The following is a 17864-nucleotide window of genomic DNA, read 5'->3' as shown; positions in this document are numbered from 1 at the left end:
GACACAAAGGCATTCTCCTCGAGAGTTCTCCCCGAGAATGGTTGATGAGACACATAACAACGAGAGTCATCATGGAAAACACCCTTTTAACCGCCAACGCCATGCTGCCAGGCTACGATCGCAGCGCGCTGATCCCCCGTATCGTGCACCTTGGTTTTGGCGCATTCCACCGCGCCCATCAGGCGGTATATGCCGATATTCTTGCCAGTGAACATGGCAGCGACTGGGGCTATACCGAAGTCAATCTTATCGGCGGCGAGCAGCAGATCGCCGACCTCCGCCAGCAGGATCGGCTGTACACTGTGGCCGAAATGTCCGCCGACGCCTGGACCGCACGCGTGGTTGGGGTGGTGAAGCAGGCGCTGCACGCCCAGGTTGATGGCCTCGAAGCGGTGCTGGCGGCGATGTGTGAGCCTCAGGTAGCCATTGTCTCCCTGACCATTACCGAGAAAGGTTATTGTCATTCGCCGGCCAGCGGCGAGCTGCAGCTCGAGCACCCGCTGATCGTCGCCGATCTGCACAACCCGCACCAGCCAAAATCGGCGCCAGGCGTGGTGGTGGAGGCTCTGGCCCGCCGTCGGGCGGCAGGCTTGCCGGCTTTTACCGTGATGTCCTGCGACAACATGCCGGAAAACGGTCACGTCATGCGCAATGTCGTCTGCGCCTACGCCCGGGCGCTGGACGCGGAGCTAGCGGCCTGGATTGAACAGAACGTCACCTTCCCATCGACCATGGTGGACCGCATTGTCCCGGCCGTTACCGCGGAAACCCTCGATAAAATTGAGCAACTGACTGGCGTGCGCGACCCGGCCGGGGTGGCCTGCGAACCTTTCCGTCAGTGGGTGATTGAGGATAACTTTGTTGCCGGACGTCCGCAGTGGGAAAAAGCGGGAGCGGAACTGGTCGCCGATGTGGTGCCTTTTGAAGAGATGAAGCTGAGGATGCTTAACGGCAGCCACTCGTTCCTTGCTTATCTGGGCTATCTGGCCGGTTATCAGCACATCAATGACTGTATGCAGGACGACAGCTACCGCCGCGCGGCGCTGGCGCTGATGCTGGACGAACAGGCGCCGACGCTGAAAGTGCAGGGGGTGGATCTACCGCGCTACGCCAGTCTGCTGATTGACCGCTACTGCAATCCGGCGTTGAAGCACCGTACCTGGCAGATAGCGATGGACGGCAGCCAGAAGTTGCCGCAGCGCATGCTGGACTCCGTACGCTGGCATCTGGCGCACCAGCAAGATTTCACGCTGCTGGCGCTCGGTGTGGCGGGCTGGATGCGCTATGTCGGTGGCGTTGACGATGCCGGCCAGCCGATTGAGATTTGCGATCCGCTGTTGCCGGTTATCCAACAGGCGGTGGCGGCCAGCGCCGAGGGTGAAGCGCGGGTGAAAGCGCTGCTGGGTATTGAGGCGATCTTCGGCCTGGCGTTGCCGCAGGAGCCCCGTTTCGTCTCGGCGGTGACCCGCGCCTATCTGGCGCTGCAGCGGCAGGGGGCTAAAGCCACCGTCGCCGCGTGGGCTGCCGAGCAATAATCTGCTTCCGGTGTCGGCCTCGTCGTCGACACCGGCTATTTTGTCATCTCTGCTACCTTCCGCTGATATTTCCTTTTTTTTGGCTGTCGATCGGTTTTGGCGCGCTGAAAAGATGATCGAACGCAATGTCTATACATAACTCTATATTTCCCTGATTTACTAAAGATAATTAGCTGTTATTTTTCCGAATAATGGCTGGTAATTTACTGCCATAATGGCATAGTTAAGTCATTGAAAAAGAACTTTCTCTGGAAAAGGAGTACGGGCCATGTATAAAAAAATTTTATTGCCTGTTGATGTCTTTGAAATGGATTTAAGCGATAAAGCTGTGCGTCACGCGGAATTCCTCGCCACTGCAGAAAACGGTGAAATCACATTGCTCAACGTTCTGCCGAACAGCAGTCGTTCACTATTACGCGGCTTTACGGCGGATATTCGTAAATTTGAAGCCTATATGAAAGAAGAGTCGGAGAAAAAGATGCGCGAGGTGGCGCGACTGTTCGACATCCCGATGTCGCGTATCCATACCCGGGTGGTCTTTGGTAACGTGCGCGACGAAATTCTGGCTATCAGTAATAACGAAGAGTTCGATGTGATAGTGGTTGGCTCCCGCAAACCGGGCATCTCCACCCATCTGCTGGGCTCCAACGCCGAGTCGATTCTGCGCTACGCCAAAACGCCGGTGCTGGTCGTCCGTTAATCCCCTCAATCACGACGGCTGCGTCAGCCACGCTGGGCAGCCGTCTGACCATTAATCTTCGCTAAACCAGTCGCGGTTCTCCTGGCGGATCAGTAACACGGACTCGCTGATTTCATGCAGATGGACATTCATTGCCTGCTCTACTGCCTCCGCGTCGCGTTTTTCCAGCGCGGTGAAAATCTCATGGTGCTGACGCAGGAGCATCTCCGGCGAGGTGATATGGTCCAGGCTCATGTAGCGCACGCGGTCGATGGCGGCTTTAATATTTTCCACCGTATCCCATGCCAGCTGACAATCGGCAATGATCGACAGCTTCTGGTGAAACTCATCATCAAGCAGGAAAAAGTCGTTTGATTGTTGTCTGTCGACGGCAATACGCTGCTGATGGAGATTCTGCTCCAGCTGATAAACCTGCTCATCGTTAATCATGCCGGCGGCGCGGCGGACCACCGCGCACTCAATCGCCTGGCGGACAAAGCAACCATTGCGCACCTGCGACAAGGAAATTTTATTGACGTAGCTGCCGCGCTGGGGACGTATCTGGATAAGCCCATTTTCCGCCAGCTTGATGAAGGCCTCGCGCACCGGCTGACGCGACACATCGAAACGCACGGAGACTTCTTTCTCGGACAGCGGTGTGCCAGGCGGGATCAGGCAGTGAACGATATCCCGGCGGAGGATGCGATAAATTTGCTGATTGACGGGTTGCGTCGGATTCAGTTGCGATTCTGCGGCCATTGATGGTTACTTTTTAAGGGATTATGCGCACTATTTTACGCGTTTTTTGCGGTTCCGCCCATACCCGGCCCGCAGGCCGGGTGGCTGACGGTTAGCCCTGACGGTGAATACTGAGTCCGGCAAAGCTCTGGCTCACCGGCATCATCTCCAGGGTGTTGATGTTGACGTGCTTCGGCAGGGTGGCCACCCACCAGACCGCCTCGGTCACATCTTCCGGCGTCAGGGCTTCGGTGTTCTCATAAGTTTTCCCGGCTTTGGCGTCATCACCTTTAAAGCGGACGTTGGAGAACTCGGTGCCTCCCACCAGACCCGGCTCGATGTCGGTGACGCGCACCGCGGTGCCGTGCAGGTCGGTACGAAGATTCAGGCTGAACTGACGGACGAAGGCTTTGGTCGCCCCATAGACGTTGCCCCCGGCATAAGGCCAGCTGCCTGCCGTGGAGCCAATGTTAATGATATGCCCGCGATTGCGCTCCACCATACCCGGCAGGACCGCGCGGGTCATGTACACCAGCCCTTTATTATTGGTGTCGATCATATCTTCCCAGTCTTCCACGCTGGCGCGGTGAGCCGGCTCCAGACCCAGCGCCAGACCGGCGTTATTCACCAGGACGTCAATCGCCTGCCACTCAGCGGGCAGATCGGCAATCAGCGTCTCAATGGCGGCGCGGTTACGGACGTCAAGCTGGGCGATATAAAGGTTATCACCGAGGTCGTCTTTCAGCGTCTTCAGGCGCTCTTCACGACGTCCGGTGGCAATCACTTTATGGCCGTTAGCGACGAAACGGCGAGTAATACTTTCACCAAAACCGGCAGTGGCACCGGTAACCATGATAATCATCTTACTGTTCCTCAACGCTTTTTGTGTTTTCATACCATAGCACGCACAGACGGCGACCGGTAACGGAAATCATTGCGACCCCTTAAGGAGAAGCCTAATCTTACAGGATTAGCCTGTGCAGGAGAGAAAGATGTCTGAACAAAATCCCTTTTTTAGCGTCAGTTTGCTGCCTTACCAGGCACCCCCGTTTGATCTCATCCAGGACTGCCACTACCGCCCGGCGTTTGATGAGGGTGTCCGGCAGCAGCGCGCGGAGATCCGCGCGATAATCGACAGCCCGGAGCCGGCGAATTTTGCCAACACTCTTGAGGCCCTTGAACAGAGCGGACAGCTGCTGGCGCGAGTGACGCGGGTCTTTTTCGCCATGGCTGGCGCCCACACCAACCCGTTCATTCAGTCTCTGGATGAAGAATTTTCCGCTGAGCTCGCCGAGCTGGGGAATGACATCTGGCTTAACGAGGCCTTGTTTCAGCGAGTGAACAGCGTCTATGAGCAGCGTGACGCGCTGGCGTTAGACAGCGAATCTCATCGTCTCCTGACCCTCACCTGGCAACGTTTTGTTCATGCCGGGGCGACCCTGGCGCCGGCGCAGAAGGCGGTGCTGCGCACGCTGAACACCGAAGCGGCGACCCTGCAAAGTCAGTTTCAGCAGCGGCTGCTGGGGGCGGCCAAAAGCGGTGGCCTGGTGGTTGATTACCGACATCAACTGGATGGCCTGGCGGATGAGGAGATAGCGGCGGCGGCCGATGCGGCGCAGGAAAAAGGGCTCAGTGACCGCTGGCTGCTGACGCTGACCAATACCACCCAGCAGCCGCCGCTGCTCTCTTTGCGCGACCGACAGACGCGGGAGAATCTCTTTGCCGCTGGCTGGACGCGCAATCAGCAGGGCGATGAGCATGATACACGTCGCCTGGTGCTGCGACTGGCGGCGATCCGCGCGCAGCAGGCGGAGCTGCTGGGCGCGGCCGATTACGCCAGCTGGGCGCTGACCGATCAAATGGCGGCCTCTCCGGCGGAGGCATTAACTTTTATGCGCCGGATCGCGCCGGCAGCGCGGGCGCGGGCGGAACGAGAGCTGGCTGACATCCAGCAGGTGATTGACAACGAGGGCGGGGCGTTTCGCGCCGCGGCATGGGACTGGCTCTATTACAGCGAACAGGTGCGGCGAGCTGCCTTTGCCATTGATGATGCGCAGCTTAAACCCTATTTTGCTCTCGAGCGCGTGCTGCAGGATGGTGTCTTCTGGACGGCCACGCAGCTCTTTGGCCTCCGCTTTGTCGAGCGCTTCGATATCCCCGTCTATCACCCGGATGTTCGGGTCTGGGAGATCTTCGATCACAACGGCGAAGGGATGGCGCTGTTTTACGGTGACTACTACGCTCGCGACTCAAAGAGCGGCGGTGCCTGGATGGATGTGTTTGTCGAACAGTCTACCCTGCGGGAGCAGCGACCGGTTATCTACAATGTCTGCAACTACGCCCGGCCGCAGGCAGGGCAGAGTGCGCTGTTGTCGTGGGATGAGGTGATCACTCTGTTCCATGAGTTTGGCCATACCCTGCATGGGCTGTTCGCCAGCCAGCGTTACGCCAGTCTCTCCGGAACCAATACCCCGCGCGATTTTGTCGAATTTCCTTCGCAGATCTTCGAACACTGGGCCAGCCAGCCGCAGGTGTTTGCCCACTACGCGAAGCACTACCAGTCCGGGGAGCCGATGCCGGAAGCGCTACGCGACAATATGTTGCGTGCGGCAACCTTCAATAAAGGGTACGACATGAGCGAGTTGTTGGCTGCTGCGTTGCTTGATATGCGCTGGCATAGCCTGTCGACCTCGGCAATACCGGCGGACGTGGATGGGTTTGAGCAGAAGATATTGCAGGAAGAACACCTGGATCTGGCGGCCGTTCCGCCGCGCTATCGCAGCAGCTATTTCTCCCATATCTTTGGCGGCGGCTATGCGGCAGGTTATTACGCCTATCTGTGGACCCAGATGCTGGCCGACGACGGCTATCAGTGGTTTGTGGAGCACGGCGGTTTGACCCGTGAGAACGGTCAGCGCTTCCGGGAAGCGATTCTGTCGCGCGGCAATAGCACTGATTTAGCTGAACTTTATCGCCAGTGGCGCGGGCACGATCCACAGATTGAGCCGATGCTGAAAAATCGCGGGTTGAATGCGTAGGGCCATTTCGGGCTGGCACGATAACCGGGCGCGATGCCCGGTTTTTTATCCAATTTTTTCGGCAAAACCGCTGCAAAAGTCTTTCCGAAAATGAATCCTTAAACCAGGGAAAATTTGCAGGAGGATAGAGCCCCATTTTTTCACGTAGCTCAAATTTATAGTGTGATGGACATATCCATGCAACGTAGATCTGTTTGGGCAAGTCTTGATGGGGATGTCGTTTCCTTGATAAACATAAAGCCATGCTTTTCGTAGAAAGTTTGCGCGTTTGGTGTTGAGGTCAGGGTTAGCTGTTTCAGCCCTCTTGTCATCGCCTCTTCTTTAATCGTTTCAATAATCAGGCTAGCAAAACCTTTACCAAAAAAATCCGGCAATGTAAAAATAGCTTCTACGCTACCCTCGGTAAGATCCAGATACCCCGTTGCCACCAATCCTGTATCTGGCAGCTCGACAACAAAGAAAGGATTTTCCGTAATTACCTCCCTGTAATGTTCAGGCATCGCTTCGGGTGTCCAGGCTTCAAGTACCTTGGCGCTATAACTTGGCTTACATCCTTCCCGGATAGAAAGGTTCCTTATATTCCAACATTCCTCTGCCTCTTCTGGTACAGCAAGTCTGATTTTCATTTGTTCTTCCTTTTCGTCTTATTATCTTTATAGATTTATCATGAAACGGGTTCGTTTCAACTCTGTTTGGCAAAAGAGTAAAGTCCGCGCCTGGTCCTGTGCAGACGGAGCGTGGAGCCAGCGCTTCGACGCAGAACACTTTCCATCTCCTGGCGGACAGCGCATGACTTCCCATACCTAAAAGGGTATAGCTGGGCATCAATATAGTATTGGAAAGGGGGTTAGACCCGTGATTAAGATTGAATCACCCGCCAGACAGGGCGAACGAATACCCAGACAGAGGTGATCATTCTATGAGTAACGCAATAACTAAAGTCCAGAACGCCAATGCACGCCGTGGCGGTGATGTATTGTTAGAAGTTCTGGAAAGTGAAGGGGTGGAATATGTATTTGGTAATCCGGGGACAACCGAACTGCCGTTTATGGATGCGCTGTTAAGAAAACCGTCAATTCAGTACGTGTTAGCTCTGCAGGAAGCGAGTGCAGTCGCCATGGCGGACGGTTATGCGCAGGCAGCAAAAAAACCAGGCTTTCTGAATCTGCATACCGCCGGTGGTTTAGGCCACGGCATGGGAAATCTGTTGAATGCAAAATGCTCACAGACACCACTGGTGGTGACGGCGGGGCAGCAGGATTCACGCCACACGACAACCGACCCATTATTGTTGGGTGATCTGGTCGGTATGGGTAAAACGTTCGCGAAATGGTCACAGGAGGTTACCCACGTTGATCAGCTACCGGTATTAGTTCGCCGGGCCTTTCACGATTCTGACGCTGCACCGAAAGGCTCCGTTTTCCTGTCGCTTCCGATGGATGTGATGGAGGCGATGAGTGCTATCGGCATCGGCGCGCCTTCTACTATCGACCGCAATGCAGTCGCGGGTTCGTTACCTTTGCTGGCGAGTAAGCTGGCGGCATTTACTCCGGGTAACGTCGCACTGATTGCCGGCGACGAAATCTATCAAAGTGAAGCGGCCAATGAGGTTGTTGCTCTTGCTGAGATGCTTGCCGCTGACGTGTACGGTTCAACATGGCCGAACCGGATCCCCTATCCAACAGCACACCCTCTCTGGCGGGGCAATCTGTCCACGAAAGCGACGGAAATTAACCGAGCATTAAGCCAGTACGATGCTATTTTTGCCCTTGGCGGTAAGTCGCTTATCACTATTCTTTATACCGAAGGTCAGGCAGTGCCGGACCAGTGTAAAGTGTTCCAGTTATCAGCTGATGCAGGCGACCTGGGACGCACCTACAGTAGTGAACTCTCCGTGGTTGGCGATATTAAATCATCGTTAATGTCACTGCTACCTGAACTGAAGAAAGCCACGGCAAACCATCGCCGTGATTATCAACGCCGTTTTGAAAAGGCGGTTAATGAGTTTGAATTAAGCAAAGAACGTCTGCTCGGACAGGTTCAGGAACAACAATCTGCTACGGTAATTACGCCGTTGGTGGCGGCATTTGAGGCAGCAAGGGCGATCGGACCAGATGTGGCCATTGTTGACGAGGCGATTGCCACCAGCGGCTCGCTTCGCAAATCTCTCAACAGTCACCGTGCGGATCAATATGCCTTTTTACGCGGCGGTGGCCTGGGATGGGGAATGCCCGCGGCTGTCGGCTATTCACTCGGTTTGGGAAAAGCGCCTGTGGTGTGCTTTGTGGGAGATGGCGCGGCGATGTACTCCCCTCAGGCTCTCTGGACGGCCGCACATGAAAAACTGCCAGTCACCTTTATTGTCATGAATAATACGGAATATAACGTATTGAAAAACTTCATGCGTTCTCAGGCAGATTATACGTCGGCCCAAACAGATCGCTTCATCGCAATGGATTTGGTTAATCCGGCAGTGGATTATCAGGCACTGGGTGCATCGATGGGGCTGGAGACCCGAAAAGTTATCCGTGCCGGCGATATCGCCCCGGCCGTTGAGGCCGCGCTGGCGAGTGGCAAGCCTAACGTGATCGAAATCATCATCAGTAAAAGTTAATCGTTAATCTGTCCGGACTGTGCCGCATCCAGTTATCCCTGATACTGCGGCACAGGTTCACAAAACCCGGTAAAGCCGGATTCGTGTTTTTTGCCGACCACATCAGCATATTCTCCACCATATTCGGATTTTCCAGCCTCCGGTAAACCACACCACGTAATTGAGCATTTTCCATACTGGCAGGAATAAGCGCGACACCAACACCATGGGCCACAAAATTCATCACAGTCTGCTGCACGGAGGCTTCCAGACCTATTTGCGGACTAAATCCAGCTTTGAGGCACTGATGAAGGATGGAATCATAGAGCATCGGCGCGCTCTGGCGCGGAACCGTGATGAACGGGTCATCACAGAGTGATTCAAGTCTGAAATGCTCGCGTTGAGCCTGAGGGTGGTTGGCAGGAAGGGCGGCGATGAGCGGCTCACGCAAGAGCACCAGTGAATGAATTCCCGGTGTGGCCGTCTCGGAGAAGCTAATTGCCGCGTCCAATCTGCCATCCTGTAATGCGGCATGTAAATCAGAGGGGACCCTCTCCTGAAAATGCAATTCCACGTCGGAACAGGTATTCCTGTGCTGCATCGCAACATGCGGCACAACGCTATAGCTGGCATACATTGTTGCGCCTAATTTCAGAACCCCTTTCTGCCCTGATTCTATTGCCCGTACGTTATTACAGGCCTGCTCCAGCATTGCCAGCATTGCGCGACAGTCCAGCAGAAATTGCTCACCGGCAAGGGTTAAACTGACCCCTTTAGCGGCCCGGTTAAATAGCTTTGCACCGAGGATAGTTTCCAGCTGGGCTATTTGCCGGCTTAAGGGAGGCTGCGAAATATTAAGTTTACTGGCGGCTTTGCCAATGTTTCCGGTTTCAGCAACAGTGCAAAAGTTAATCAACTGATTAAGGGTCGGTTTCATAAGCATTCCTGAAGCAGGTTCATACCTTCCAGGGTATCACTTGTTTGCCGCAGAGAGGCATATGAAATTAAGCGTTCTGGCGTTCAAGTTGAAGCAGGTGTGTGGCCACTCCCCATCTGATTGCTATGCATTTCCCATCCCGGAAATCGAACACCGAGTAACTTGCATTAGGGTGAGCGTACCGCGAAAAGTTTTCAATAGTTCCTTCTTTAAGCACCGCCAGCACGCCCTGGCTGACTTGCCCATGCGTGACAATACAGACGCGCTGATGTTCTGTGGTTTCTTGTAGGTTTTGTATGAAACCTGTCACTCGTCGGGTTGCTTGTGCTAATGACTCTCCCTCTGGCGGGCAATACTCGGCATCATGAGTGAATAACGCATGCGCATCGTGGGGACGTTGTTGCATGAGTTGTGACGTTAACATACCTTCGAACTGGCCAAAGGCCTGTTCTTTGAGGGCCGGCTCAGCTATCAATGGGCAACGAAAACGGTCAGCCAGGCGCTGTCCCATTTGCCAGGCACGACCAAGCGGAGACGTGTAAACGCAGTCTACCCGGTAATCACTCGCTGCAAACGCGGCAAGTAAAGCTAATGTTTGGCGCTCCCCCCGAGGGGTTAACGCACTATCACTCTGTCCCTGAATCATTCCTTTTATATTCCACTCTGTTTCCGCGTGTCGAACAAGTATCACTTGCATCATTAAATGGCCATTATGGTGTTGATTTAACTGCTACAGTTTAGACAAATCCCTTTAATAGAGTGGGATTTTTAGCACTGAACGAAGACAGATTCTGCCTCCCCGCTTTCCTTGTATCTGACAGTATGTCGTGATGAGATACCGTCTCTGAAATCGAGTGAGCCATCCCATTCCCTAAATCAGTGACGCCCGGTTAGGAATGTGATGCAGACAATCCAAAAAAACGCGCCAGACAATGACCCGAGCCAGCACGCTTGTCAAATGGGATGGCTAGAATGGCAAACAGCAATTTTCTTCAGGACATTTTCGCTTCGACGTTTAACTCAGCATTTAAAATATCGCGTATATTGACGAGTGCATTGCGCACCGCGGCGCCTCCTGCATAAAACAGTAATTGCAGGACAACCTCGATGATTTCTTCTCTGGTTGCCCCTGCATTTAGCGCTGCCTGAGCGTGCGCCCTCAATTGTGGAACTGTATGACCCAGAGTGACACAGGAAGCAATGACAACCAGCTCCCGCGTTTTAGCGTCCAGCCCCGGGCGTGCAAGGATGCCTCCCATAGCCCATTCGATCGAGATATCAGTAAAATCAGGGCACAAATCGGCCATGTCCTTTCGTAGTTCTTCTCCCGCACCATTTCCATACAGCTCATTAAACAATCTCATTCCTCGCTCACGGAGCTCTGTATTGGTCATCATTTTTAACCCTCCCGCACTAAGTGAAAACAGATTAAAACCTGCTGGTGAAATTTGATAAACAGCGTTATGTTTTTATCTTTAACAAGCCAGGCTTGATAATAATGAATAAACTGGAAAGTATGGCGGTGTTTGTCCGCGTCGTGGACAGAGGCAGCTTTAGCGCTGTTGCTGAAGAGATGCGAATCAGCGGAACCATGGTTGGGCTACATATCAAAGCGTTAGAGGAACATCTCGGCGTTCGCTTACTTAATCGCACAACGCGTCGGCAAAGTCTGACCGATTTTGGTCAGGTTTATTATCAGAGTTGCCGCCGGATATTAGCTGATATTGAAGATAGCGAGTCACAGGCATTTGCTCTTCACCAGAAGCCACGTGGAAAACTGAGAGTAGGTTGCCCAGTCTCCTTTGGTGTCCATGCGCTTTCGCCTGTTACTGCTCAGTTTCTTATTGAATGGACTGATATGGCAGTAGACCTGGTGCTGAGCGATAAATCGATGGATATGGCAGATGAAGGTTTGGATGTCATGATTAAGATTGGTGAGCTCCTGCATGTTAATACACTTGTTGCCCGTCCGATAGCGCCATACCGGTCAGTCATGTGTGCCTCTCCGGCCTATATAAAACGGGCAGGGGAACCCATAACACCTGAAGAATTATGCCATCATCGATGTCTTGGGTTTGCCCATCCCATTGCAGCGAATGAATGGACACTTCAGAGGGAAGGCAAACCTGTCAGATCTCCGGTAAACATCACGATGACCTGTAACAATGGGGAAGCATTGCGAAGGGCAGCATTGAATGGATTGGGAATTATTATGCAACCCGAGATCCTGTTGGCTGAAGATTTGCAAAATGGCCGACTGCTGCCTCTGATGTCTGAATTTCAACCATTAGCTAAGCCAGTGCATATATTGACCTTTGCAAACCGTCAACAGTTACCAAAAATCCGTTTATACGTTGATTTTTTATTGAAAAATTTCAGTGCATCACTCTACGCATTGAACCTTTCATAAATAATGAATTGTACGCGGCTACGGTTGACCGAATGCCGCGTCGGTGGCAGAGAGGCACCATCTGACGTTGATAAGACGTAATAATTCGCCTCTGTTCCTGAACACTCCCGAGCGCGCGTCACTTTTTAATCTTGACTTTGCATAAGATTGCTCGGTATGTTTCTCATCGTAGTGTATTATACCAGATGAAATAAAGCCATCTGAGCGTGGATTATATCGTTCAAAGGATATATTCGCGCTAATGATTTTTATCCAGGGAAGCAATGAATAAGGAAGTGCGCGAGTGTCTGATTGGAATATTATTGTGCTGTCTCTATTTTCAGCGACGTACCTCCCTTTGTTCTGGTTCGTAGGCATGCGGATAGCCTCTGAGGACATTCTCAGAAAGAATAAATTTTACGAAGCGGATCCAAATGTTTTAGTCCCTGGATGGGCGAAGACATGCACGACGGTATTCTGTGTTTTGCACTACTGCCTGTTCCTCATACCGTTGACTATGATTGACTGGTTACATGGTTTGGCTGCATTTGGCGCAGGGATTCTGTTGCTTGTGTTTCTCCCTTTCTTCAGGAAAAGCTATATGCCTGTTTTTAAAGCACACGCTATGCGCGTTCACAGGAGGGACCCTTCAACAGGACGATTATTAATTCGTGTGTTGAAGGCTAAGACTTTTGGTTGAAAATGCTCTGTTTAGCCTTTATTCATATTACGTAAGTCTTCTGGCAAACCAGGTCCATCCGGTAACCAACCTGGCTGAATCTGGGTAGCTTTGCCTGGAGCACCAGGATCAACATGAGCCAGCGCCAAACGAACCACGATAATGTTTACCCCTTTGGCCAGCATTGAGGCAGCGGCTTCTTCTGTCGCTCCATAAGGAAATAAGGCGGAGGAGACAGGTGCATCAGTTTCACGAGTAAGTCCATGGATGCTATTAGCTGCTGAGATAGACGGTATGGTTTGCCTTTTATTCACACATCATTCAGTGCATTTCAATATCAAGGCGTTAAGGTTGCGTTAACAAACAGACGCAATACTGATGTGGCCGATCCCCTCATAAAATGGCCAAATGATGAACGAAAAACTACGCAATGCGCTACCGCACAAAGACATCCCTTTTTTCCGCCTGCTGCATATTATTGTCGCCACCCTGATTCTATTGCAGATCATTAGCTCTAATCTCACCGAAAGTGAGGCGCTTCGCGACGTATCTCTGACCGGGGTCGTGACATGGTTCCATGTTATCTCTGGATTAGCGCTGATTGTTCTTGGTGTAGTGATGCTGGTATGGATGCTTAAACAACGTGGGTTTCGTTACTATTTTGCCTGGTTGTCCCTTGATTTTCGCGGTGTAGTTGAAGACATTAAAATGCTAATGACATTTCGTCTTCCTGAAGCACATGCCGGTGGCATAGCGGCGATGATCCAGGGGCTTGGCGTACTTGCTTTGCTGGCGGTCGCACTCTGTGGAGGGCTCTGGTTTGTACTGGACATTGCGCCAGGGGCGTCATCGGCGCTGGCAGAAGCGGTCCTGCATTTGCATAAATTTCTGACGGTGTTCATTGAAACCTATTTCTGGGCACATGGTGCGATGGGATTGCTGCATATCTTCCTCACCTTTCGCAGTCAAAGGAAACACCCCGTTGTGGAGTAATCTTGTGCTCTCTCGCTAATCCCGATGAGGATGCGTATTAAAAGGAAAAAGGCATGCATCTTGAACGACACAGCATTGAAAAAGTCGGTTGGTTAAGGGCGGCGGTACTCGGGGCGAATGACGGGATTGTCTCTACCGCCAGCCTGGTGCTCGGCGTGGCGTCTGCAAATACCAGCCCTTCGGGCGTGTTGCTGGCCGGTGTCGCCGGGCTGGTTGCTGGAGCCATGTCGATGGCAACAGGGGAATATGTTTCGGTATCATCCCAGGCGGATACGGAAACCGCCGCGCTTGCCGAGGAAAAAAGTGAGCTGGACGCAGATTATCAGGGAGAGATGCGGGAACTGACGTCTCTTTATATCCAGCGCGGACTTGAGCCTGCGCTTGCCCGCCAGGTTGCAGAGCAGCTCATGGCCAAAGACGCCCTGGAGGCTCATGCCCGCGAAGAGCTGGGACTAACGGACACTCATTCTGCGCGACCTTTGCAGGCGGCCCTCTTTTCGGCCGTGAGTTTTTCAGCCGGGGCGGGGTTGCCCTTGATCGTTGCAGTGCTTTCGCCAGCAAAACTGATTTTTATCGCTATTTTCCTTTCCACTCTCTTTTCACTGGCTGCTCTTGGCTATCTCTCTTCCATGGTGAGTAACGCACCGCCTGTCAGAGCTATCAGCAGAATTACGTTCTGGAGCACGCTGGCCATGCTTTTTTCGATGGGGATTGGGCGTATAGCCGGGCAGGTACTGTTGTAAAAATCGCTAAATTATCAAACACACCTTTAGAGAAAGAGCCATTTAATCTAACGTCCATATCGGGGTAGTCTTTAAATATAGCGAAATAACTTGTTATATAAGTTTCGCTACACCGATATCTTTTATTGAAAAAGTGGATGAAAAAATGGTTTTGATTGCTACTATGTTTCTGTACTCTCTGGCTCTGTCGTTTTCGCCTGGCCCGGTCAATATGGTCATTATCTCTTCCGGTGTTATACATGGCTTTAGAAAAACATTCGCCTTCGTATCCGGTGCGACGCTTGGTTTCACCTTGTTACTTATCTTTGTTAGTTTTGGGGTATACACAGTCATTGCCACGCATCCACAATTTTTCAAATACCTGAATGTTCTCGGCTCGATTTTTATACTGTATCAGGGATATAAAATTGCTACATCACACCCTGATTGGTCATTAAAAAAAGAAAATGCCCCCGGATTTGTTCAGGGAGTGTTAATGCAATGGCTCAACCCAAAAGCCTGGGCTGCCTGTACCTCTGGAACGACCTTGTTTTCTGAGCCATCAACCAGTCTGCCGCTAATACTTTTTATTATTATTTACTTTTTTATCTGTTATATCTCATTATCCATTTGGGCAATGTTTGGTGATAAAATGTCAATATTTCTTCAGGGAAGGACACAAATCCGCATCTTTAATTTATTGATGGGCGGTTTTTTATGCGTTATCGCATTCTATATGCTTTATCCACAATTATTTTAACTGTTCAAAGCTTATGTTGTTCCATGGAGTTATAAATGTAATTGATTAATTTATAGGCAGCACTGCTGGTTGATATATTGGCAGGCCAAATGGCATAAACTTTTAGCGGCTCTAATGACCAGTCAGGAAGTACTTCATGCATCTCCCCGAGTTTAACATCATTTTCGCAGAGGAAACGGGGAGGTACGGCAAATCCTATGTTTTGTTTGGCAAGAACATAGGCAGCTTCAATGTTATCAACGCATACCATAGGAGCATACTTAATGACCGCCAGTTCGCCGTTTTTGTGCCTGAACTCTCGAATGTTTTCTCTCATTGTTAACCCAATCCACGGCAGGGATCCCAGCTCAACGGGATGGTTAATGGGCTTGTGCTGCATGAGCAAGCCCTTTGACGCTACCAGTTGTCGTGGCAGAACAAATAGATGCCTTGCTTTGAGTGAACTGTCGGGAAGTTCGCCAATACGGAAGGCGACATCAATGCTATCGGCGATGATGTCCTCACGCAGATCACTATAAGAAATACTCAGGGAAATATCCGGGTTTTCTTTAATAAAATTCGCGAGATGGCGGGTGAATGGGCCGTTTAAAAAAACAGCAGGGAGGGAAATGCGCAGCTTGCCGACGGTAGAAATAGAGCGTTGTTTAAATTCAATGACGCCCTTTTCATACAACTCCAGCATCGATCTGGCGGTCTCCAGCAAACTGATGCCATCCTGGGTTAGTGAAATCTTCCGCGTATTTCTGTACAGCAAGGCGCTATTGAGGTTTTTCTCAAGTCTGGATAAATGTGTGCTTGCCGTGGCGGTCGTCAGGCCTAACGCTGCGGCGCCACCTGAGATTGAACCTCGTTCTACAATTTTGGCAAATACTATCAGGTAGCGGATGTCATCGATCATTTACAGTCCTGTGTTCACTCAGTCATGCTGTGCGTAGAGCCAGCAAAAGCTTAAATCCATCATAGAATTAACATATCTTATTTTCATCACCGGCAGCATATTTTTTCAAGCGCTTCACAACGCGGGCTAACCGGTTCCCGGGTATGCAAATTTGTGCTTAAATGAGCAGGCATAAATCCTCGAAGCATCATCGGTAATACTTCCCGTCAGGAGGTAAGTTTGCACATTGATACCCATCGTTTGCATCTTCGCCCGGTCATGGCTTCTGATGTCGACGATCTGTACCGAATTTATGGCGATCCCGCGACCAATACCTTTAACCCCGCCGGGCCATACCCGAATGTAGACCATGCGGAAGTCGTTCTGAGGCGCTGGCTCGCGCATTGGCAAACTTACGGCTTCGGAAACTGGGCAATAGCACCGCGCACTACCCCAGAACACATCATTGGCTTTGGCGGCGTCAGTCTTCGTAGCTATAACGATGTCATCATTAACAATCTGGGTTATCGATTTTCCACAGAGGCATGGGGAAAAGGACTGGCCACCGAGTTTGCGATTGGCACGATAAAATATGGCTTCGAGGAGATTAAGCTTGCAGAGATGTCAGCGGTTGTCAGGGCTAACCATCTGGCTTCGCAGAAAGTCCTCGAGAAAGCAGGGATGAGGTACATCAACGATATTGCTGATGTAAAAGATGCGCCGCCGAGCCTGCTTTATTCATTGATGTTAAACGAGTGGTTAAACCAGTCTACTGACTGAACAAAACGTTCTGCTTAACCCTCGCGACGGATAATGACACCGTTGCTTTGGGGGCCTTTCCGGCAAAACACGCAGGCCTGCCCACGACGTTACTCTTTGGCTTCAGACCTTAAATTTACCGTGATTAACCGCAGACCGTCACGCCTGGCTTTATCCGGTGTAACCGCTCGCTTTTATTATCAAAATGCGCACATAATAATAAAAATGAGGTCTTCAGCATTATTCATTTTCAGAATTATCGCACAAGGTATTACCTTAATCTGAAATGGCTGTTGGATGGTTGTTTTCGAAAACTTATACCCCGTATTATTTGATAATCATCTTTATCTCTGAAAAGGTCGTGTATGAGTAATTTTCTGCTATTAGCCCTGGCGGTGGTGTTATTGTTAACATCATTATTTTGTGGTCTGTCATATGTTAAAGACAGAAGGAAACTTAAGATGCGTTTTAACAAAACCCGGCGTTAATTGATCGCTCTTGAGGATAGTGCAAGAGCGATGGCCGAGAATCGCGCCAGCTCTTGCTTTGTATCAATCTGGAATTTTTTCATGATGTTGATTTTGTGAGAAAAAACCGTCTTATGGCTGATGCCCAGCTCTTGCGCTATCTGCTGATTGTTCATTCCCGTTTTTATCGCATCGATAATATAAAGCTGCGACTTGGTCAATGTTAATCGTGGGCATTTAAGACACCGTTTGCTGCCTTTCTCCGGCCCCCCAGCAACGGGTTTGCTTAACGCTGTCAGACGGTTTGCGATTTGATTTTTTATACTGCGCAGATCGGCGTTAATACTGATAAAAGTGGCATCACGCAGACAAAGCGGCAAGCGGTCAACCCGCGCGCCGCTATCGCTGGGGACAAAAACAAAAATAGGTGTCTGCTGCGGTACCTTTTTGAAGCACGGGTGGCACAGGTAATGTTCACCGGTTTCCATTTCTGTAAAAAGCACATCAGTCTGACTAATGATCTCAGGTGAATATTCGTGAAGAGAAAAGGGCGTACGGATATTTTCTTCGATGGCGATCTCGAGAAGTAACTCGCAAATTCCCCGCTTCAGATAAATATTTTCAGTGTTAATTAAAAAATCAGGCATAGTAGTGAAGAACACGAAATGGATAAAGGTTGATTGAGTGCTTATAGCAAA

At 51.1% G+C, this 17864-nt stretch carries 19 protein-coding genes; 10 read left to right on the top strand and 9 right to left on the bottom strand.

All coding sequences use genetic code 11. From position 1 onward, the window contains the following. The first annotated feature begins 71 nt into the window (after positions 1-71). Positions 72-1535 carry a mannitol dehydrogenase family protein gene (locus CWM57_RS03645; protein WP_100631910.1) on the top strand — a complete coding sequence of 488 codons (1464 nt, stop codon included), beginning with the start codon at positions 72-74 and terminating at the stop codon, positions 1533-1535. Between the two features lie 268 nt (positions 1536-1803). After that, a complete protein-coding gene (locus CWM57_RS03640; protein WP_008805007.1) occupies positions 1804-2235 on the top strand; it encodes a universal stress protein in 432 nt (143 codons plus the stop codon). 51 nt (positions 2236-2286) lie between these two features. On the opposite strand, the gene CWM57_RS03635 is transcribed toward CWM57_RS03640, so the two are convergent. Both CWM57_RS03635 and ydfG read right to left on the bottom strand, forming a co-directional pair. Then, on the bottom strand, positions 2287-2973 hold the full coding sequence (locus tag CWM57_RS03635; protein ID WP_008805006.1) for a GntR family transcriptional regulator: 687 nt from the start codon (positions 2971-2973) through the stop codon (positions 2287-2289). A gap of 91 nt (positions 2974-3064) precedes the next feature. After that, a complete protein-coding gene (gene ydfG / locus CWM57_RS03630; RefSeq protein WP_061154691.1) occupies positions 3065-3814 on the bottom strand; it encodes a bifunctional NADP-dependent 3-hydroxy acid dehydrogenase/3-hydroxypropionate dehydrogenase YdfG in 750 nt (249 codons plus the stop codon). Positions 3815-3944: 130 nt separating this feature from the next. Between ydfG and dcp the strand changes: the two genes are divergently transcribed. After that, a complete protein-coding gene (gene dcp / locus CWM57_RS03625; RefSeq protein WP_100631909.1) occupies positions 3945-5990 on the top strand; it encodes a peptidyl-dipeptidase Dcp in 2046 nt (681 codons plus the stop codon). 155 nt (positions 5991-6145) lie between these two features. On the opposite strand, the gene CWM57_RS03620 is transcribed toward dcp, so the two are convergent. Then, on the bottom strand, positions 6146-6616 hold the full coding sequence (locus CWM57_RS03620; RefSeq protein WP_050887873.1) for a GNAT family N-acetyltransferase: 471 nt from the start codon (positions 6614-6616) through the stop codon (positions 6146-6148). A 293-nt stretch (positions 6617-6909) separates the two neighbouring features. On the opposite strand from CWM57_RS03620, the gene CWM57_RS03615 reads away from it, so the two are divergent. Next, complete coding sequence (locus CWM57_RS03615) at positions 6910-8604, top strand: thiamine pyrophosphate-binding protein (RefSeq protein ID WP_100675632.1); 1695 nt, start codon at positions 6910-6912, stop codon at positions 8602-8604. Here CWM57_RS03615 and CWM57_RS03610 read toward each other — a convergent pair. The 3 genes from CWM57_RS03610 to CWM57_RS03600 all read right to left on the bottom strand — a co-directional run bounded on the left by CWM57_RS03610 (position 8591) and on the right by CWM57_RS03600 (position 10917). Beyond that, positions 8591-9520: a LysR family transcriptional regulator gene (locus CWM57_RS03610; RefSeq protein ID WP_100675631.1), complete on the bottom strand. Its 930-nt coding sequence runs from the start codon at positions 9518-9520 to the stop codon at positions 8591-8593. The two genes, CWM57_RS03615 and CWM57_RS03610, sit on opposite strands and share 14 nt — an antisense overlap. A 67-nt stretch (positions 9521-9587) precedes the next feature. Continuing rightward, complete coding sequence (locus CWM57_RS03605; protein ID WP_077268392.1) at positions 9588-10220, bottom strand: histidine phosphatase family protein; 633 nt, start codon at positions 10218-10220, stop codon at positions 9588-9590. Between the two features lie 292 nt (positions 10221-10512). Further along, positions 10513-10917: a carboxymuconolactone decarboxylase family protein gene (locus CWM57_RS03600; protein ID WP_061154682.1), complete on the bottom strand. Its 405-nt coding sequence runs from the start codon at positions 10915-10917 to the stop codon at positions 10513-10515. A gap of 101 nt (positions 10918-11018) precedes the next feature. On the opposite strand from CWM57_RS03600, the gene CWM57_RS03595 reads away from it, so the two are divergent. After that, the gene (locus tag CWM57_RS03595) at positions 11019-11930 is read left to right on the top strand and encodes a LysR family transcriptional regulator (protein WP_074385940.1); all 912 of its coding nucleotides are present in this window, start codon (positions 11019-11021) and stop codon (positions 11928-11930) included. A gap of 690 nt (positions 11931-12620) precedes the next feature. Here the strand turns inward: CWM57_RS03595 and CWM57_RS03585 are convergent. Beyond that, positions 12621-12902, bottom strand: coding sequence for a hypothetical protein (locus CWM57_RS03585; protein WP_176713413.1), 282 nt, complete (start codon positions 12900-12902; stop codon positions 12621-12623). 97 nt (positions 12903-12999) lie between these two features. Here CWM57_RS03585 and CWM57_RS03580 point away from each other — a divergent pair, with 97 nt between their 5' ends. From CWM57_RS03580 to CWM57_RS03570, 3 genes are all read left to right on the top strand, one after another. Next, on the top strand, positions 13000-13581 hold the full coding sequence (locus CWM57_RS03580) for a cytochrome b/b6 domain-containing protein (RefSeq protein ID WP_074386202.1): 582 nt from the start codon (positions 13000-13002) through the stop codon (positions 13579-13581). A gap of 53 nt (positions 13582-13634) precedes the next feature. Then, positions 13635-14324 (top strand): VIT family protein, encoded by a 690-nt coding sequence (locus CWM57_RS03575; RefSeq protein WP_074385938.1) that lies wholly within the window; start codon positions 13635-13637, stop codon positions 14322-14324. 145 nt (positions 14325-14469) lie between these two features. Further along, positions 14470-15063: a LysE family translocator gene (locus CWM57_RS03570; RefSeq protein ID WP_100631903.1), complete on the top strand. Its 594-nt coding sequence runs from the start codon at positions 14470-14472 to the stop codon at positions 15061-15063. Between the two features lie 4 nt (positions 15064-15067). Here CWM57_RS03570 and CWM57_RS03565 read toward each other — a convergent pair whose 3' ends face one another. Beyond that, on the bottom strand, positions 15068-15961 hold the full coding sequence (locus tag CWM57_RS03565) for a LysR family transcriptional regulator (RefSeq protein ID WP_100631902.1): 894 nt from the start codon (positions 15959-15961) through the stop codon (positions 15068-15070). A 219-nt stretch (positions 15962-16180) separates the two neighbouring features. On the opposite strand from CWM57_RS03565, the gene CWM57_RS03560 reads away from it, so the two are divergent. Continuing rightward, on the top strand, positions 16181-16720 hold the full coding sequence (locus CWM57_RS03560; RefSeq protein WP_100675630.1) for a GNAT family N-acetyltransferase: 540 nt from the start codon (positions 16181-16183) through the stop codon (positions 16718-16720). A 344-nt stretch (positions 16721-17064) separates the two neighbouring features. Then, the gene (locus tag CWM57_RS28375) at positions 17065-17187 is read left to right on the top strand and encodes a small membrane protein (RefSeq protein ID WP_012541799.1); all 123 of its coding nucleotides are present in this window, start codon (positions 17065-17067) and stop codon (positions 17185-17187) included. Here the strand turns inward: CWM57_RS28375 and CWM57_RS03555 are convergent. Continuing rightward, on the bottom strand, positions 17184-17813 hold the full coding sequence (locus CWM57_RS03555; RefSeq protein WP_100675777.1) for a helix-turn-helix transcriptional regulator: 630 nt from the start codon (positions 17811-17813) through the stop codon (positions 17184-17186). The genes CWM57_RS28375 and CWM57_RS03555 overlap by 4 nt on opposite strands. Between the last annotated feature and the right edge of the window lie 51 nt (positions 17814-17864).

This window comes from Klebsiella sp. G-Nf4 (assembly GCF_002810615.1).
GTDB lineage: Bacteria > Pseudomonadota > Gammaproteobacteria > Enterobacterales > Enterobacteriaceae > Klebsiella > Klebsiella variicola.
Note: the sequence above shows the minus strand (reverse complement) of the source record. Positions and strands in the feature narration are given on the sequence as shown.

What these genes read in the sequence shown, in the direction of transcription:
- CWM57_RS03645 (WP_100631910.1), top strand. Translation starts at nt 72, where the DNA reads ATGGAAAACACCCTTTTAACCGCCAACGCCATGCTGCCAGGCTACGAT.
- CWM57_RS03640 (WP_008805007.1), top strand. Translation starts at nt 1,804, where the DNA reads ATGTATAAAAAAATTTTATTGCCTGTTGATGTCTTTGAAATGGATTTA.
- CWM57_RS03635 (WP_008805006.1), bottom strand. Translation starts at nt 2,973, where the DNA reads ATGGCCGCAGAATCGCAACTGAATCCGACGCAACCCGTCAATCAGCAA.
- ydfG (WP_061154691.1), bottom strand. Translation starts at nt 3,814, where the DNA reads ATGATTATCATGGTTACCGGTGCCACTGCCGGTTTTGGTGAAAGTATT.
- dcp (WP_100631909.1), top strand. Translation starts at nt 3,945, where the DNA reads ATGTCTGAACAAAATCCCTTTTTTAGCGTCAGTTTGCTGCCTTACCAG.
- CWM57_RS03620 (WP_050887873.1), bottom strand. Translation starts at nt 6,616, where the DNA reads ATGAAAATCAGACTTGCTGTACCAGAAGAGGCAGAGGAATGTTGGAAT.
- CWM57_RS03615 (WP_100675632.1), top strand. Translation starts at nt 6,910, where the DNA reads ATGAGTAACGCAATAACTAAAGTCCAGAACGCCAATGCACGCCGTGGC.
- CWM57_RS03610 (WP_100675631.1), bottom strand. Translation starts at nt 9,520, where the DNA reads ATGAAACCGACCCTTAATCAGTTGATTAACTTTTGCACTGTTGCTGAA.
- CWM57_RS03605 (WP_077268392.1), bottom strand. Translation starts at nt 10,220, where the DNA reads ATGATGCAAGTGATACTTGTTCGACACGCGGAAACAGAGTGGAATATA.
- CWM57_RS03600 (WP_061154682.1), bottom strand. Translation starts at nt 10,917, where the DNA reads ATGATGACCAATACAGAGCTCCGTGAGCGAGGAATGAGATTGTTTAAT.
- CWM57_RS03595 (WP_074385940.1), top strand. Translation starts at nt 11,019, where the DNA reads ATGAATAAACTGGAAAGTATGGCGGTGTTTGTCCGCGTCGTGGACAGA.
- CWM57_RS03580 (WP_074386202.1), top strand. Translation starts at nt 13,000, where the DNA reads ATGAACGAAAAACTACGCAATGCGCTACCGCACAAAGACATCCCTTTT.
- CWM57_RS03575 (WP_074385938.1), top strand. Translation starts at nt 13,635, where the DNA reads ATGCATCTTGAACGACACAGCATTGAAAAAGTCGGTTGGTTAAGGGCG.
- CWM57_RS03570 (WP_100631903.1), top strand. Translation starts at nt 14,470, where the DNA reads ATGGTTTTGATTGCTACTATGTTTCTGTACTCTCTGGCTCTGTCGTTT.
- CWM57_RS03565 (WP_100631902.1), bottom strand. Translation starts at nt 15,961, where the DNA reads ATGATCGATGACATCCGCTACCTGATAGTATTTGCCAAAATTGTAGAA.
- CWM57_RS28375 (WP_012541799.1), top strand. Translation starts at nt 17,065, where the DNA reads ATGAGTAATTTTCTGCTATTAGCCCTGGCGGTGGTGTTATTGTTAACA.
- CWM57_RS03555 (WP_100675777.1), bottom strand. Translation starts at nt 17,813, where the DNA reads ATGCCTGATTTTTTAATTAACACTGAAAATATTTATCTGAAGCGGGGA.